This is a genomic window from Cupriavidus cauae (assembly GCF_008632125.1).
In the GTDB taxonomy this organism is placed as follows: Bacteria; Pseudomonadota; Gammaproteobacteria; order Burkholderiales; family Burkholderiaceae; genus Cupriavidus; species Cupriavidus cauae.
The window spans coordinates 1-13542 of the sequence record NZ_VWRN01000013.1 but is presented as its reverse complement, the minus strand read 5'-3'; the positions used below and the strand labels follow the sequence as shown (position 1 = coordinate 13542).

At 69.8% G+C, this 13542-nt stretch carries 9 protein-coding genes and 2 pseudogenes; 6 read left to right on the top strand and 5 right to left on the bottom strand.

All coding sequences use genetic code 11. The features are described 5' to 3' along the window. Positions 1-115: 115 nt before the first annotated feature. The 3 genes and pseudogenes from F1599_RS02785 to F1599_RS02775 form a co-directional block, all read right to left on the bottom strand. A pseudogene (locus tag F1599_RS02785) lies at positions 116-727 on the bottom strand (TRAP transporter large permease subunit); the annotation flags it as partial. Positions 728-1010: 283 nt separating this feature from the next. Beyond that, positions 1011-1569 (bottom strand): annotated as a pseudogene (locus F1599_RS02780) (TRAP transporter small permease subunit); the annotation flags it as partial. A 16-nt stretch (positions 1570-1585) separates the two neighbouring features. Then, positions 1586-2710: a TRAP transporter substrate-binding protein gene (locus F1599_RS02775; protein WP_149318084.1), complete on the bottom strand. Its 1125-nt coding sequence runs from the start codon at positions 2708-2710 to the stop codon at positions 1586-1588. 430 nt (positions 2711-3140) lie between these two features. Here F1599_RS02775 and F1599_RS02770 point away from each other — a divergent pair, with 430 nt between their 5' ends. The 4 genes from F1599_RS02770 (at position 3141) to F1599_RS02755 (ending at position 8324) form a co-directional block, all read left to right on the top strand. Further along, positions 3141-4490 carry a bifunctional alpha/beta hydrolase/OsmC family protein gene (locus F1599_RS02770; protein WP_150082166.1) on the top strand — a complete coding sequence of 450 codons (1350 nt, stop codon included), beginning with the start codon at positions 3141-3143 and terminating at the stop codon, positions 4488-4490. A gap of 195 nt (positions 4491-4685) precedes the next feature. Beyond that, positions 4686-5693 (top strand): isocitrate/isopropylmalate dehydrogenase family protein, encoded by a 1008-nt coding sequence (locus tag F1599_RS02765; RefSeq protein WP_150082167.1) that lies wholly within the window; start codon positions 4686-4688, stop codon positions 5691-5693. Positions 5694-6103: 410 nt separating this feature from the next. Further along, complete coding sequence (locus tag F1599_RS02760) at positions 6104-6832, top strand: IclR family transcriptional regulator (protein WP_149318086.1); 729 nt, start codon at positions 6104-6106, stop codon at positions 6830-6832. A 193-nt stretch (positions 6833-7025) separates the two neighbouring features. Beyond that, positions 7026-8324: a GGDEF domain-containing protein gene (locus tag F1599_RS02755; protein WP_223819437.1), complete on the top strand. Its 1299-nt coding sequence runs from the start codon at positions 7026-7028 to the stop codon at positions 8322-8324. A gap of 110 nt (positions 8325-8434) precedes the next feature. Here the strand turns inward: F1599_RS02755 and F1599_RS02750 are convergent, their stop codons facing one another. Continuing rightward, positions 8435-9304, bottom strand: a complete 870-nt coding sequence (locus tag F1599_RS02750) for a citryl-CoA lyase (RefSeq protein ID WP_150082165.1) — start codon at positions 9302-9304, stop codon at positions 8435-8437. Further along, positions 9301-10551 (bottom strand): CaiB/BaiF CoA transferase family protein, encoded by a 1251-nt coding sequence (locus F1599_RS02745; protein ID WP_150082164.1) that lies wholly within the window; start codon positions 10549-10551, stop codon positions 9301-9303. The genes F1599_RS02750 and F1599_RS02745 overlap by 4 nt, the downstream gene beginning before the upstream one ends. Before the next feature lie 294 nt (positions 10552-10845). Here F1599_RS02745 and shc point away from each other — a divergent pair, with 294 nt between their 5' ends. Together shc and F1599_RS02735 are read left to right on the top strand one after the other, a co-directional pair. Continuing rightward, on the top strand, positions 10846-12957 hold the full coding sequence (gene shc / locus F1599_RS02740; RefSeq protein ID WP_395894649.1) for a squalene--hopene cyclase: 2112 nt from the start codon (positions 10846-10848) through the stop codon (positions 12955-12957). Then, positions 12954-13542, top strand: a 589-nt coding sequence (locus tag F1599_RS02735) for a phosphorylase family protein (protein WP_190286286.1), incomplete at its 3' end; no start/stop codon positions are given. The genes shc and F1599_RS02735, both read left to right, overlap by 4 nt.

Genomic DNA, 13542 nt, shown 5'->3' with positions numbered 1-13542 from the left:
ATCAATAAACGAGAATCGTTATCGTATTCTACAGTGAGGGGGCTTGGCCCCACCCGTCGGCGCCGCATCGAGATCGGCGGCATATGCCTCCCGGGAATGACGGGCACCGCGCCGGAGCCAAAGCGCCATAGACGATCAGCAGCACCGACGGCGGAATCAGGATGCCGAGGCAGCCGCCCGCGGTGACCGCGCCCGCCGACAGCGACGCGCTATAGCCGGCGCGCAGCATCGCCGGCAGCGCCAGCAGCCCCATCAGCGTGACCACCGCGCCGACGATGCCGGTCGCCGTCGCGAACACGGCGCAGGTGATCACCGTGGCGACGGCCAGCGAGCCCGGCAGCCAGGCCAGCGCCAGATGCAGGCTGCGGAACAGCCGCTCGATCAGGTTGGCGCGCTCGACCAGGTAGCCCATGAAGACGAACAGCGGCACCGAGATCAGCACGTCGTTGGTCATCACCGCATAGGTCCGCTGCACCATCAGGTCCAGCGTCTGCTGCACGGCGATGTTCGGATCGGCATGGCGATAGGCGAGCCAGGCGAACAGCACGCCCATGCCCATCAGCGTGAACGCGGTCGGAAAGCCGAGCATGATCGCGGCGACGATCAACGCCAGCATCAGCAGGCCGAGATGGCCATTGGTCCATTCCGAAGGCGACGGCATCAGGATGAAGACCGCCGCGACGATCAGCACCATCAGCGTGGCGCCGAACCACAGTTCCTTTCTCATCGCGGCGCTCCGTCGGTTTCGCGCGCTGGCTTGTGTTCGCGGTCGTCGCGATCGTCGCGATCGTCGCGCAGGCCGCGTGGATCGAGACGATCGCGCGGATCGCCCGGGCCCGCATCGGGCGCAGGCGCATCGCGTCGGTCGGTTGCATCGCGGCCGCCGCCCTCATCGCGTTGATTCCGTTCAACGCTTTCATCGGCACCATCGCGCTCATTTCGCTCGTCCCGCGCTGCGCCACCCTCCGCGACCGCCGGCGTCGCCACCGTCCCCGCCGCGGCTTCGGCGCTGACCATCTGCTTGAGCTTGTCCACGTCGACTTCCTCGACGTCGCCCTCGCGCATCGGCCAATGGCCGCGCTTCAGGCAGATCACGCAGCGGATCGTCTCGGCCACCCCCTGCAGCAACAGCAGGGCGCCCGCGACCGGAATCACCGCCTTGAACGGATAGATCGGCGGACCGTCGGCCGCGATCGACGAGTGCTCGTTCTGCGCCAGCGAGACCTCGAAGAAATCGATGCCGGCCCAGGCCAGCGCGATCACGCCGGGGAAGAAGAAGGCCAGATACAGCACCAGGTCGATGCCGGCCTGCGCGCGCGGCGGCAGGAAGCCATAGAGGATGTCGCCGCGTACATGCCCGCGCTTGGCGAGCGTATAGGCGCCGGCCAGCATGAACAGCGCGCCGTACAGCATGTTGCTGGCGTCGAACACCCAGGCGTGCGGTGCCGACAGGGCATAGCGCGAGAACACCTCGTAGCTGATCATCAACGTCAACGCGACGATCAGCCACGAGGCGGCCTGACCGATCAGGGTGCTGATCCTGTCGATCGCAAGCAGCAGGGATTGCACGATCGCGCCCCGCTGGTCAGCTGCGCTTGCTGAAGTAGTGCGTGGCGGCCATCCGGTAATCGACGTTGGTGTCGTTCTGCCAGCGGGTGCTGCGCTGCGCGAACGCCTTCATCGAGTCGTTGACCTTCTTGAACATCGGGTTTTCCTTTTCCTTGCGCGCCACCACTTCGTCCCAGATCTTCAGCTGCGCCTGCAGCACCGAATTGGGCGTCGCGTAGAACTTCACGCCCTGCTGCTGCAGCGCCTGATAGTCCTTCGAGTAGCGGTCGATCGCCTTCATCGACATGTCGGCCGATGCCGCATCCACCGCGTTGGCGATCAGCGCGCGCAGCTTGGGCGGCAGCGCGTCGTAGCGCTTCTTGTTGAACAGGATCTCGAACTGTTCCGAGCACTGGTGGAAGCTGCGCAGCATGCAGACCTTGGACACGTCCTGGAACCCCAGCGCGCGATCGGAGCTGGCGTTGTTGAACTCGGCCGCGTCCAGCAGGCCGCGGTCCAGCGCCGGCACGATCTCGGCCCCGGGCAGCGCGTTGACCGCGGCGCCCAGCCCCGTGAAGATGTCGATCGACAGGCCGACCGTGCGGAACTTCAGGCCTTTGAAGTCCTCCGGCTTGGTGATCGGCTTCTTGAACCAGCCGAGCGGCTGCGTCGGCATCGGTCCGTACAGGAAGGACACCACGTCCAGGTTCAGGCTGCGGTAGATCTCCTGCTGCAGCTCCTTGCCGCCGCCGTATTTGTGCCAGGCCAGCAGCATGTTCGGGTCCATGCCCCAGGCCGGTCCCGAACCCCACAGCGCCAGCGCGGAGTTCTTGCCATACCAGTAGGCGATCACGCCGTGGCCGCCGTCGAGCGTGCCCTTGCTGACCGCGTCGATCAGATCGAACGCCTTGACCACCGCGCCGGCCGGCAGCAGTTCGATCTTCAGCTCGCCGCCCGACATGTCGTTGACCTTGGCGACGAAGTCGCCGGCGAACTCGTGAAAGATGTCCTTGCTGGGCCAGGTGCTTTGCCAGCGCATCGTGATCGGACCCTGGGCCTTGACGATCGCCGGAAATCCCAGCGCCGTTGCACCGACCGCAGCCCCCGCCCCGCCCAGAAATCCCCGTCGCGATACCGCACCGCGCTTGTTTTTCGCTGCCATGCTGTCTTCCCCCTTGCTGCTGTTGACGACACCGGAGGCAGCGCCGCGAGTGCGCCAGCCTCGAACCGTTGATGCGACGTCTGGAATTGCGATGCGGTGGCCGGCCCGGTGGCGACTCTGCCGAATTGGAAGGGGGCGGCGTGCAAGTGGTTTGTAATTGACTTCATGTTAGGAATTGCAACCAAGCGCAACAATGTAGGGATTACCCGTGACGGATCGGCCCTGTCATCGCGTGCCGATCGCAGGCCAGCGACATGTCTGCTGCTTGTCTGCGCCATGTCTACCGCATGTCTGGCGAAGGCCGTGGTGCGGTCCTCCCGATGAAGGCGAAGCGGCCGGATTAGCATGACCTTTCGGCCACTTCGATGGTCGAAGCGGCTACAGTAACGAGGACCGGCCATCGCGCCATTTTTTCGCCAGGAGCCATCGCATGCCCGACCCATCAAATCAGCCCAGCCCGGCGAACCCGGCGACTCCAACCAGCCACGCCAACCAGAAGATCCAGTTCCCGGGCCATGACGGTCAGCCGCTGGCGGGCCGCCTCGACATGCCGGCTGGCCCGGTCAAGGCCTACGCGCTGTTCGCGCATTGCTTCACCTGCGGCAAGGATGTGGTGGCGGCCAGCCGCATCGCGCAGGCCCTGACGCAGCACGGCATCGCGGTGCTGCGCTTCGACTTCACCGGCCTGGGCGGCAGCGGCGGCGATTTCGCCAACACCAATTTCTCGTCGAACGTGGCCGACCTGCATGCGGCCGCCGACTACATGCGCCAGCATCTGCAGGCGCCGGCGCTGCTGATCGGCCATAGCCTGGGCGGCGCCGCCGTGCTGGCGGCGGCCGACGGCATTCCCGAGGCAAAGGCGGTGGCCACCATCGCCGCGCCGAGCGATCCCTCGCACGTGGTCGGCCTGCTGCGCGAGCACGCCGAGACCATCGCCGCCAACGGCGAAGCCGAGGTACAACTGGCGGGACGACCGTTCCGCATCCGCAAGCAGTTTCTCGACGACGTCGCCGAGCAGACGCTGCTCGCCAAGGTGTCGCAGCTGCGGCGCGCGCTGCTGGTGATGCATTCCCCGGTCGACGAGACCGTCGGCATCGACAATGCGAGCCAGCTGTTCATCGCCGCCCGCCATCCGAAGAGCTTCGTCTCGCTGGACCATGCCGATCACCTGCTGACCCGGCGCGAGGACGCGACCTATGTCGCCAACACCATCGCCGCCTGGAGCCAGCGCTACCTCGGCATCGACGCGGCCACGCTGCCGGCCGCCGCGGTCGAGGAAGGGCTGGTGCGGGTCGAGGAGAACCATGCCGGCAAGTTCCAGCAGCAGGTCACGGTCGGCAAGCACCGGCTGCTGGCCGACGAGCCGGTCTCGTTCGGCGGCCTGAACGGCGGGCCGGCCCCCTACGACCTGCTGCTGGCGGCGCTGGGCGCCTGCACCTCGATGACGATCCGGATGGTGGCCGAGCGCAAGGGCTGGCCGCTGGAACACATCAGCGTGTCACTGAGGCACGAGAAGATCCATGCCGCGGACTGCGCGGAATGCGACACGCGCGACGGCAAGGTCGACTGGATCGAGCGCGAGGTCACGCTGCGGGGGCCGCTCGACGCGCAGCAGCGCGAGGCCTTGCTGGCCATCGCCGACAAGTGCCCGGTGCACCGAACCTTGCATTCGGAGGTGGTGGTGCGCACGCGCGCCGCGCCGGAGCAAGGGACGGGCGAACCGGCCATGGGCCCGGGCGGGGCGGGCGCGAGCCCGGCGGGCAAGGCGCCTGGCGGCTGATCGGGCCTTGGCTGCCGGCCAGTGCCGGCCCGGGCTGTTCGTCGCCTCGGCGTGCCGCCGCCACCCGAAGTCATTGTCAATTTGTGGAGATCGCCTGTGCAAACCGATGCAAATCCGACCAACAAGGCCGACAGGACGACGCCCGGCGCGACCCCCGGCGCGACCACCAGCGCGACCCCCGGCGGCGGTGCCGCCATCCCGGCCACGCTGATTCCCGGCGACGGCATCGGCCCGGAAATCATGGACGCCACCTTGCAGGTGCTGGACGCGCTGGGCGCGCCGTTCGCCTGGGAAACGCAGCAGGCCGGCATGGCGGCGCTGGAGACCAGCGGCGACCCGCTGCCCGAGGCCACGCTGGACAGCATCCGCCGCACCGGGCTGGCGCTGAAGGGGCCGCTGACCACGCCGGTGGGCGGGGGCTTCCGCTCGGTCAATGTCCGGCTGCGGGAGCTGTTCCAGCTGTACGCCAACGTGCGGCCGGCGCGCACGCTGGTGCCGGGCCGCTATCAGGACATCGACCTGGTGCTGGTGCGCGAGAACGTCGGCGGCTTCTATGTCGCGCACGACTACTACATTGCCGTCGGCGACGATCCGCGCGCGGTGGCGGTGTCCACCGGCACCAATACGCGCGCCGATTGCCTGCGCATCGCCCGCTTCGCCTTCGAATACGCGCTGCGCAATGGCCGCAGGAAGGTCACCGTGGTCCATAAGGCCAACATCCTGAAGGCGCTGACCGGCATCTTCCTGGAGGCCGCGCGCGAGGTGGCGGCCGATTATGCGGGGCGGGTCGAGATGGAGGACCGCATCGTCGATGCCTGCGCGATGCAGCTGGTGCTGGACCCGTGGAAGTTCGACGTGCTGCTGTGCACCAACCTGTTCGGCGACATCCTGTCCGACCAGATCGCGGGACTGGTCGGTGGGCTGGGGCTGGCGCCGGGCGCCAATATCGGCGAGCACGCGGCGGTCTTCGAGGCCGTGCACGGCTCCGCGCCGGACATCGCGGGCAAGGGCGTGGCCAATCCGGTCGCGCTGATGCTGGCGGCCGGACTGATGCTCGACCATGTCGGCCGCCAGGACCTGGCGCAGCGGATGCGCACCGCGATCGACCGGACGCTGAACGAGGACAACATCCGCACCGGCGACCTGAAGGGCAAGGCCAGCACGCGCGAGTTTGCGGACGCGGTGGTGCGGCGGTTGGCGTGAGGTGGCCGGGGGCGAGACGGCTCGGGTGAGGCGGCTCGGGTGAGGCGGCTCGGGTGAGACGGCTCGGGTGAGGCGGCTCGGGTGAGACGGCTCGGGTGAGGCGGCTCGGGTGAGGCGGCTCGGGTGAGGCGGCTCGGGTGAGACGGCTCGGGTGAGGCGGCTCGGGTGAGGCGGCTCGGGTGAGGCGGCTCGGGTGAGGCGGCTCGGGTGAGACGGCTCGGGTGCGGCCGCTGAGGTGGCCAGCCGCGTTGGAGCCGGGATGAGGCGGCCCGGGTCCGGGGGGAGGCCGGTGACGCGAAGCGGTCTGCATTGACAAAGAAAGCGCCGTTCTATACGGTGCACGGTCGCCTCGCGCCCGGCTGCATCCGCCCGCCGCGCCCGCGACCCGCCGATCCGCTGACCCATCACCGATGCCCCGTAAAGCCGCCCAGGTTTCCGAAGCCGACAAGCATGCCGCCGAGGGCGGCGCGGTAGCGGTGGATCGCGCGCTGTTCCTGCTGCGCGCGTTCCGGCTCGGCGATACCGCGCTGACGCTGGCCGAGCTGGCGCAGCGTTCCGGCCTCTACAAAAGTACGCTGCTGCGGCTGCTCGCCTCGCTCGAGCATGCGCGGCTGGTCGTGCGGCATGCCGACGGCCGCTACGGCCTCGGCCCCGAGGTCGCGCGCCTGCACGCGGTCTATGCCGCGTCGTTCTCGCTGGAGACGGCCGTGATGCCGGTGCTGCGCCAGCTGGTGCAGGACACCCGCGAGAGCGCCGCCTTCCATGTCGAGCAGGGCGAGCACCGGCTATGCCTCTATCGCGTCGATTCCCCGCAGCCGGTGCGTGACCATGCCCGCGCCGGCGATCTGCTGCCGCGCAACCGCGGCGCTGGCGGGCGCGTGCTGCGCGCCTTCGCCGGCGCGCGCGGCCAGCTGTACGACACCATTCGCCGCGAGGGCGTGGCGACGCTGGTCGGTGACCGCGTGCCCGATATCGCCGGCGTGTCGGCCCCGGTGTTCGGCCCCGGCGGCGAACTGCGCGGCGCGCTGACGCTGACCTGCCCGGCCTCGCGCTATCGGCCCGATTTCCGCACCGACGTGCTGCGCGCCGCGCGCGCGCTGACCGAAACGCTGGGCGGCAGCTTCCCCTTCGACGACTGAGCGTGCGTCGGCCGGCTGGCGGCACGCCGAGGCTGCCGCCAGCCCATGCCCGACTCAAGGGGGATGCCCGGTGCCGGTGCGACGGCTATCATCAAAGGTTTTTGGGACGAGCGGCCGTGCCGCCGGGGCATATGCAACGCGGCATTTTCCGAGGGATACCGTGCAGCTAGACCAGCACAGCATTGTGATCGTCATGATGGTAGTGTTTTCCAGCACGCTGCTGATCTCGACGGGCCTTGTGTTCGCGCTGATCCGCACCGATGCCGGCCGCCTATGGGCCGGCGGCCATCTGGTGCTGTCCGCCGGCGGCCTGGCGCTGACGATCAACGCCGCCACGGTGCATCTGGTCGAAGTGGGCGCGGTGGCGGTGATGGTCTATCTGGCCGGCAAGCTGACGATCTATTGCGGCGTGCGCGTGCATCAGGGTTTGCCCGGATTCACCCGCATGCAGGGCGCCGCCGTGGTGGTCACCGTCGCCGCGGCGCTCGATGCGCTGACCGGACCCCATCCGGTACTGCAGCTGCATCGCGTCGCCTATGTCGCGCTGGCGCTGCTGTCGCTGACGACGATCCTCGTGCTGCTGCGCTCGCGCGTGCGCCATAGCGAGATCGGGCTGCCGCTGGTGCTGCTGGCGAGCGCGGTGCAGCTGTGCGCGCAGCTCTATGGCGCGTCCGCGGCCTGGCAGGCCGACAATGCGATTTCCGCGTCGCCGTTCAACGCGGCCAATCTGACCCACGACGCCACCTACAACGCCGTGGTGGTGCTCGCCCCGCTGGTGGCGACGCTGCTCGGGCTGTTCGGCTTCACCGTGATGGCGCTGGAGCAGGTGATCGCCAACAAGGAACGCGGCGCCCGCATCGACGGGCTGACCGGCCTGCTGAACCGCGCCGCGCTCGACAATGCCGCCAGCCGGCTGATCGTGTCCGCGCTGCGCAACCGGCAGGCGGTCGCCTGCCTGGTCATCGACGTCGATCATTTCAAGCAGGTCAACGACCGCAGCGGGCATCGCGCCGGCGATGCCGTGCTGCAGGCGATCGCCGAGGCGCTGGACAACTCGCGCCGCGCCTCCGATGTGGCCGGCCGCTACGGCGGCGAGGAATTCTGCGTGCTGTGTCCCCATACCGACGAGCATCAGGCCACCGCGCTGGCCCGGCGGATCCTGCGCAAGGTGCGCGCGATTCCGCTGCCCGGGCCCGCGGGCAAGTTCGCCAGCGTCAGCATCGGCGTGGCGCAGCTGCGCGACGACGGTTCCGATTCGGTGGGACTGTGGCAGCAATTGTTCGGCAACGCCGACCGGGCGCTGTACGAAGCGAAGCGGCGCGGGCGGGATCGCTACGTGCTGGCGTCCACGCTGGAGCGGGAGGAGGCGATCGCCGCGGCGGCGGAAATGGAGCGGGCGTCCGCATCGGACTCCGCGATGGCATCGGTCATGGACGCCGATGCGCAGTCCGATCCCGCGCTGGCGGCCGATCTTCCTGGCGACACGCGCTGACCCGCCGGCCGCGACGCTTTGCAACGCACTAGTGCTTTCCGTCCGGCCGCCCACCCGACCGCTCACTCGACCGCTCACCCGACCTCTCGCCTGACAGCTCACCCGACCGTTCAGCCCTGCGACTGCCGGGGCGACACCGCCTCCGGCACATCCCGCGGCGGGTGCCCGTCATAGGTCCAGATGAACTCTCGCGGCATCGGTCCCTTGTTGCGGCCGCCTTGCTCCGTCTGCTCCCACGCGTGCGCCAGGATGCCGACCGAGCGCGACAGGCAGAACAGCCCGCGCGCCAGCGGCGGCGGGAAACCGAGCTCGGCGTAGATCACCGCGGTGGCGCCGTCGATATTCATCGGCACCGGCCGCGACCGGCCCGCGCCGAGCTCGACCTCCACCGCGCGCGCGATCGCGGCGAACCGCCCGCCGACCACGCCGTCGGCGGCGGCCTGGTCGACCAGTTCGAGCAGCCGCGGCGCGCGCGGATCGACCGGATGGAAGCGATGGCCGAACCCCGAGACGTACTTGCCGTGCAGCTCGCGCCAGGCCTGCAGGCCCCCGCGCACCGCTTCCGGCAGCGCGAGTCCCGCGTCGGCGCGCGCCGCGATATCCAGGTAGAGTGCGACCGCCTGCTCGCCGGCGCCGCCGTGCACGTCGCCGAGCAGATTGACGGCCGACGCCATCGCATTGTTCAGGCCCACGCCGCAGGTCGCCGCCATGCGCGCCACCGCGATGCTGGGCGCTTGCGGCCCATGGTCGACCGCGGACATCAGCGCGGCGTCGAGCAGGGCGGCCTGGCCCGGCGGCGGCAGTTCGCCGCGCAGCATCAGCCAGATCATCTGGGCGAACGAGACACGCCCGATCAGCTGCTCGATCGGATAGCCGCGATAGCGGATCACGCCGGGCTGCATGTCGATGATGGCGCTGCGCCACCAGTCTTCGGCGCGGCGCTGGCCGGCGTCCGGGTTGGAGGGGTCGAATGCGGTCATAGGGCCTTCTCCGCCTGCATGGTGTCGATCTGCTCGGCGGTATAGCCGAGTTCGAGGAGGATGTCGCGCGTGTGCTGGCCCAGTTCGGGCGGCGGCGCATCGACCGCCGGCGCGGCGCCGTCGAGCTTGAAGCCGGTGCGCAGCAGACGCAGGTCGCGTCCCACGCCCGGCGCGTCGGCAAACTCGGCGACGATGCCGCGCGTGGCGACCTGCGGGTGGGCCAGCGTCTGCGGAACCGTATAGACCGGACCGGCCGGCACGCCCGCCTGGTTCAGCAGCGGCCACCAATGCGCGGTGGGCTGGCGCGTCAGCTGCGCCTCGAGCTCGCCCTGCAGCGCGGCGCGGTGCTGCAGCCGGGCCTGCCGCTCGGCAAAGCGCGGGTCGGTGGCCAGCTCCGGCCGGCCGATCACGCGGCAGACCGCCTCGAACTGTTCCTGCTTGTTGGCGGCGATATTGATCAGCCCGTCGCCGGTGCGGAAGGTGCCCGAGGGGCTCGCGGTCATGTTGTCGTTGCCCATCGGCGCCGGTTCGCGCCCGGCCACCAGGTAGTTCGACACCACCCAGCCCATCGTCGCCAGCGTCGATTCGAGCATCGACACGTCGATCAGATAGCCCTCGGTGCGGTCGCGATCCGCCAGCGCCGCGGCCACCGCCAGCGCCGCGGTCAGCCCCCCGACGGTGTCCGAGACCGGATAGCCGACGCGATACGGCGCGGTCTCGGCATCGCCGGTGATGCTCATCACGCCGGCCATGCCCTGGATGATCTGGTCGTAGGCCGGCAGGTCGGCCAGCGGGCCGTCCTGGCCGAAGCCGGAAATCGCGCAATAGATCAGCCGAGGATTGTCCTGCTTCAGCGTGTCGTAGCCGAGCCCGAGCCGCGCCATCACGCCCGGGCGGAAGTTCTCGACCAGCACGTCGGACTCGCTGACCAGCCGGCGCAGCGCCTGCTTGCCGAGCGGATGCTTCAGGTTCAGCGTGATCGAACGCTTGCCGGGGTTCTGCGCGAGGAAGGACACGCCCATCAGCCTGCGGTTCAGCTCGGCGTCGGCGCCCAGCTGGCGCGCCAGGTCGCCGGTGCCGGGCGTCTCCACCTTGATCACGTCCGCGCCCAAGTGCGCGAGCTGATGGCAGCAGAAGGGGCCGGCCAGCACATTGGTCAGGTCGAGCACGCGGATGCCGCGCAGCGGCTTGCGGCGGTCTTTCGGCGCGGCCCCGGGTGGGCTGTCGTTGGGGGAGTCGGGGTTCATGGCGATCTCGCCGAAGTTCTTTTGTATTCCGTACAACAGAACATCGGTCTTTTGAAAGGAACAATGCGCGCCAGCATAGAAGCCGGGAACGGGGGCTGTCAAGGCAAGTTGGCATGTCCGGCCCGCGTTCGGCCTTGTTGCTATAATCGCCCGACCCCCAACACCGATCGCGGGTTCGCACGCGCCGGTCGTGGTCCCGCCCCGCCGGCTGCCTCGCGATGTCATTGCGTGACGAGGAGTGATGTGGCTGAAATCCAGATCGCCTTGACCGGTTCGCCGCCCGCCGTGGACCCCGTGGACACCCAGGATCGGCCGGACACCGTCGTCTCCCTCGCGCCATCCCTCCCTTCGTTCACCGCCCCCACTGACCTCGCCGGCTCACGGCTCGATGCCGCGATCGCGCACGCCGTCGACGCGCTGATCGCGCGGCAGCGGCCCGACGGCCATTGGGTGTTCGAGCTCGAGGCCGATACCACGATCCCGTCCGAATACGTGCTGCTGGTCCACTATCTGGGCGAGGCGCCCGATCCCGCGCGGGAGGGGCGCATCGCGCGCTATCTGCTGCGCCGGCAGAACGATGACGGCGGCTGGCCACTGTTTCATGGCGGCGCGTCCGATATCAGCGCCAGCGTCAAGGCGTATTTCGCGCTGAAGATGATCGGCGAGCCGGTCGATGCGCCGGCGATGCGGCGCGCGCGCGAGCGGATCCTGGCGCTGGGCGGTGCCGAAGCGAGCAATGTGTTCACGCGCACGCTGCTGGCGCTGTACGGCGTGATGCCATGGCGCGCGGTGCCGCTGATGCCGGTCGAGATCATGCTGCTGCCGCTGTGGTTTCCCTTTCATCTGTCGAAGATCTCGTACTGGGCACGCACGGTGATCGTGCCGCTGCTGGTGCTGAACACGCTGCGTCCGTGCGCGCGCAATCCGCGCCGCGTCGGCATCGACGAACTGTTTCGCCGGCCCAGCCAGGCCGCGCGGATGCCGGGCAGGGCGCCGCACCAGAGCCGCTTCTGGTATGCGGTGTTCCGCGGCGTCGATGTCGCGCTGCGCGTGCTCGAGCCCCTGTCGCCGCGCGCGCTGCGCCAGCGCGCGATGCAGCAGGCCGAGCGCTTCGTGCGCGAGCGCCTGAACGGCGACGACGGCCTCGGCGCCATCTTTCCCGCGATGGTCAACGCGGTGATGATGTTCGATGCGCTCGGCGTGCCGCGCGACGAGCCCGCGGTCGCGCAGGCCCGCGCGGCGCTGGACCGTCTGCTGGTCGAGCATGGCGGCGAGGGCGATGAGACGTACTGCCAGCCCTGCTTCTCGCCGGTGTGGGACACCTCGCTGACCTGCCATGCGATGCTCGAAGCCGGCGGCGAACGCGCGCTGGCGGCGGCGCGGCGCGCGCTCGACTGGTTGCTGCCCTTGCAGGTGCTCGACGTGCGCGGCGACTGGACGGTGCGCCGGCCGCATCTGCGCCCTGGCGGCTGGGCCTTCCAGTATGCCAATCCCCACTATCCCGATGTCGACGACACGGCCGTGGTCGCGATGGCGCTCGATCGCGCCGCGCGTGGCGATGCGCGCTGGGGCGGCCGCGTCGCGCCCGCGCTGGCTCGCGCCCGCGAATGGATCGAAGGCATGCAGAGCAGCGACGGCGGCTGGGGCGCGTTCGAACCGGAAAACACGCACAGCCATCTGAACAGCATCCCGTTCGCCGATCATGGCGCGCTGCTGGATCCGCCCACCGCCGACGTGTCGGCGCGCTGCCTGTCGATGCTGGCGCAGCTGGGCGAATTGCCGGCGAACAGCCGCGCCGCCGCGCAGGCGCTGCGCTATCTGCTCGATGAGCAGGAGGCAAACGGCAGCTGGTATGGGCGCTGGGGCACCAACTACCTGTATGGCACGTGGAGCGCGCTGTGCGCGCTGCAGGCGGCCGGGCTCGGGCCCGATGCCGCGCCGGTGCGCCGCGCCGCGCAGTGGCTGCTGTCGGTACAGAACGAGGACGGCGGCTGGGGCGAGGACGGCAGCAGCTACCGGCTCGATTACCGCGGCCACGAGAGCGCGCCGAGCACGCCGTCGCAGACCGCCTGGGCACTGCTGGGCCTGATGGCGGCCGGCTGCCGCGAGCAGCCGGCGGTCGCGCGCGGCATCGACTATCTGCTGCGCGAGCAGCGCGCCGACGGGCTGTGGGACGAGCAGCATTTCACCGCGGTCGGTTTTCCGCGCGTGTTCTATCTGCGCTATCACGGCTATGCGCGGTATTTCGCGCTGTGGGCGCTGGCGCGCTACCGCAATCTCGGCAATCCCGGCAACCTTGCCAATCCCGGCGACCCGGGTGATCCCGGCAATCGTGGAGGCCTCGGCAGTTCGGCCGATGCCGCCGTTCCCAACGATGCCGCGGGCCGCATGCCATGGGGCATGTGACAGATGCCGCGAACTGCGCCGATGCCGATGCGCCGCGCTGGCTCGTCGTCACCGGCATGGCCTTCGAGGCGCGGCTGCTGAACTGGCCAGACGCCACCACGTTGAGCGGCCTGCGCGGCGATGCCCTCGACCATGCGCTCACCGCCGCGCTGAGCCCCACGGTTACGGCCGCGCTGACGGCCCCTTTGCGCGACGGCAAGGAACCGGCGCACCGCTACGCCGGGGTGATCAGCTTCGGCGTCGCTGGCGGGCTCGATCCCGCGCTGCCGCCAGGCAGCGTGATCGTGGCCGATGCCGTGGCGGCCGAAGGGCAGCGCTTCGACACAGACGCCTGCTGGGCCAACGCGATTCGCTTGGCCTTGGCCGGGGCGGTTGGCGGCACGATCGCGGGCGTCGACACGCCGGCCGCCGCCGTTGCTGACAAGCGCGCGCTGCATGCGGCGACCGGCGCGGTGGCCGTCGACATGGAGTCGCACCGCATTGCCGCGGCGGCGCGCGCGGCGGGGCTGCCGTTCGTCGTGTGCCGGGCGATTGCCGATCCGGCGGGGCGCCGCGTTCCGCCGGCGGCGCTGGCCGCGTTCGGGG

Excerpts from the sequence above, each read along its gene's own strand:
- F1599_RS02775 (WP_149318084.1), bottom strand. The coding sequence starts at position 2,710 with ATGGCAGCGAAAAACAAGCGCGGTGCGGTATCGCGACGGGGATTTCTG.
- F1599_RS02770 (WP_150082166.1), top strand. The coding sequence starts at position 3,141 with ATGCCCGACCCATCAAATCAGCCCAGCCCGGCGAACCCGGCGACTCCA.
- F1599_RS02760 (WP_149318086.1), top strand. The coding sequence starts at position 6,104 with ATGCCCCGTAAAGCCGCCCAGGTTTCCGAAGCCGACAAGCATGCCGCC.
- F1599_RS02755 (WP_223819437.1), top strand. The coding sequence starts at position 7,026 with ATGATGGTAGTGTTTTCCAGCACGCTGCTGATCTCGACGGGCCTTGTG.
- F1599_RS02750 (WP_150082165.1), bottom strand. The coding sequence starts at position 9,304 with ATGACCGCATTCGACCCCTCCAACCCGGACGCCGGCCAGCGCCGCGCC.
- F1599_RS02745 (WP_150082164.1), bottom strand. The coding sequence starts at position 10,551 with ATGAACCCCGACTCCCCCAACGACAGCCCACCCGGGGCCGCGCCGAAA.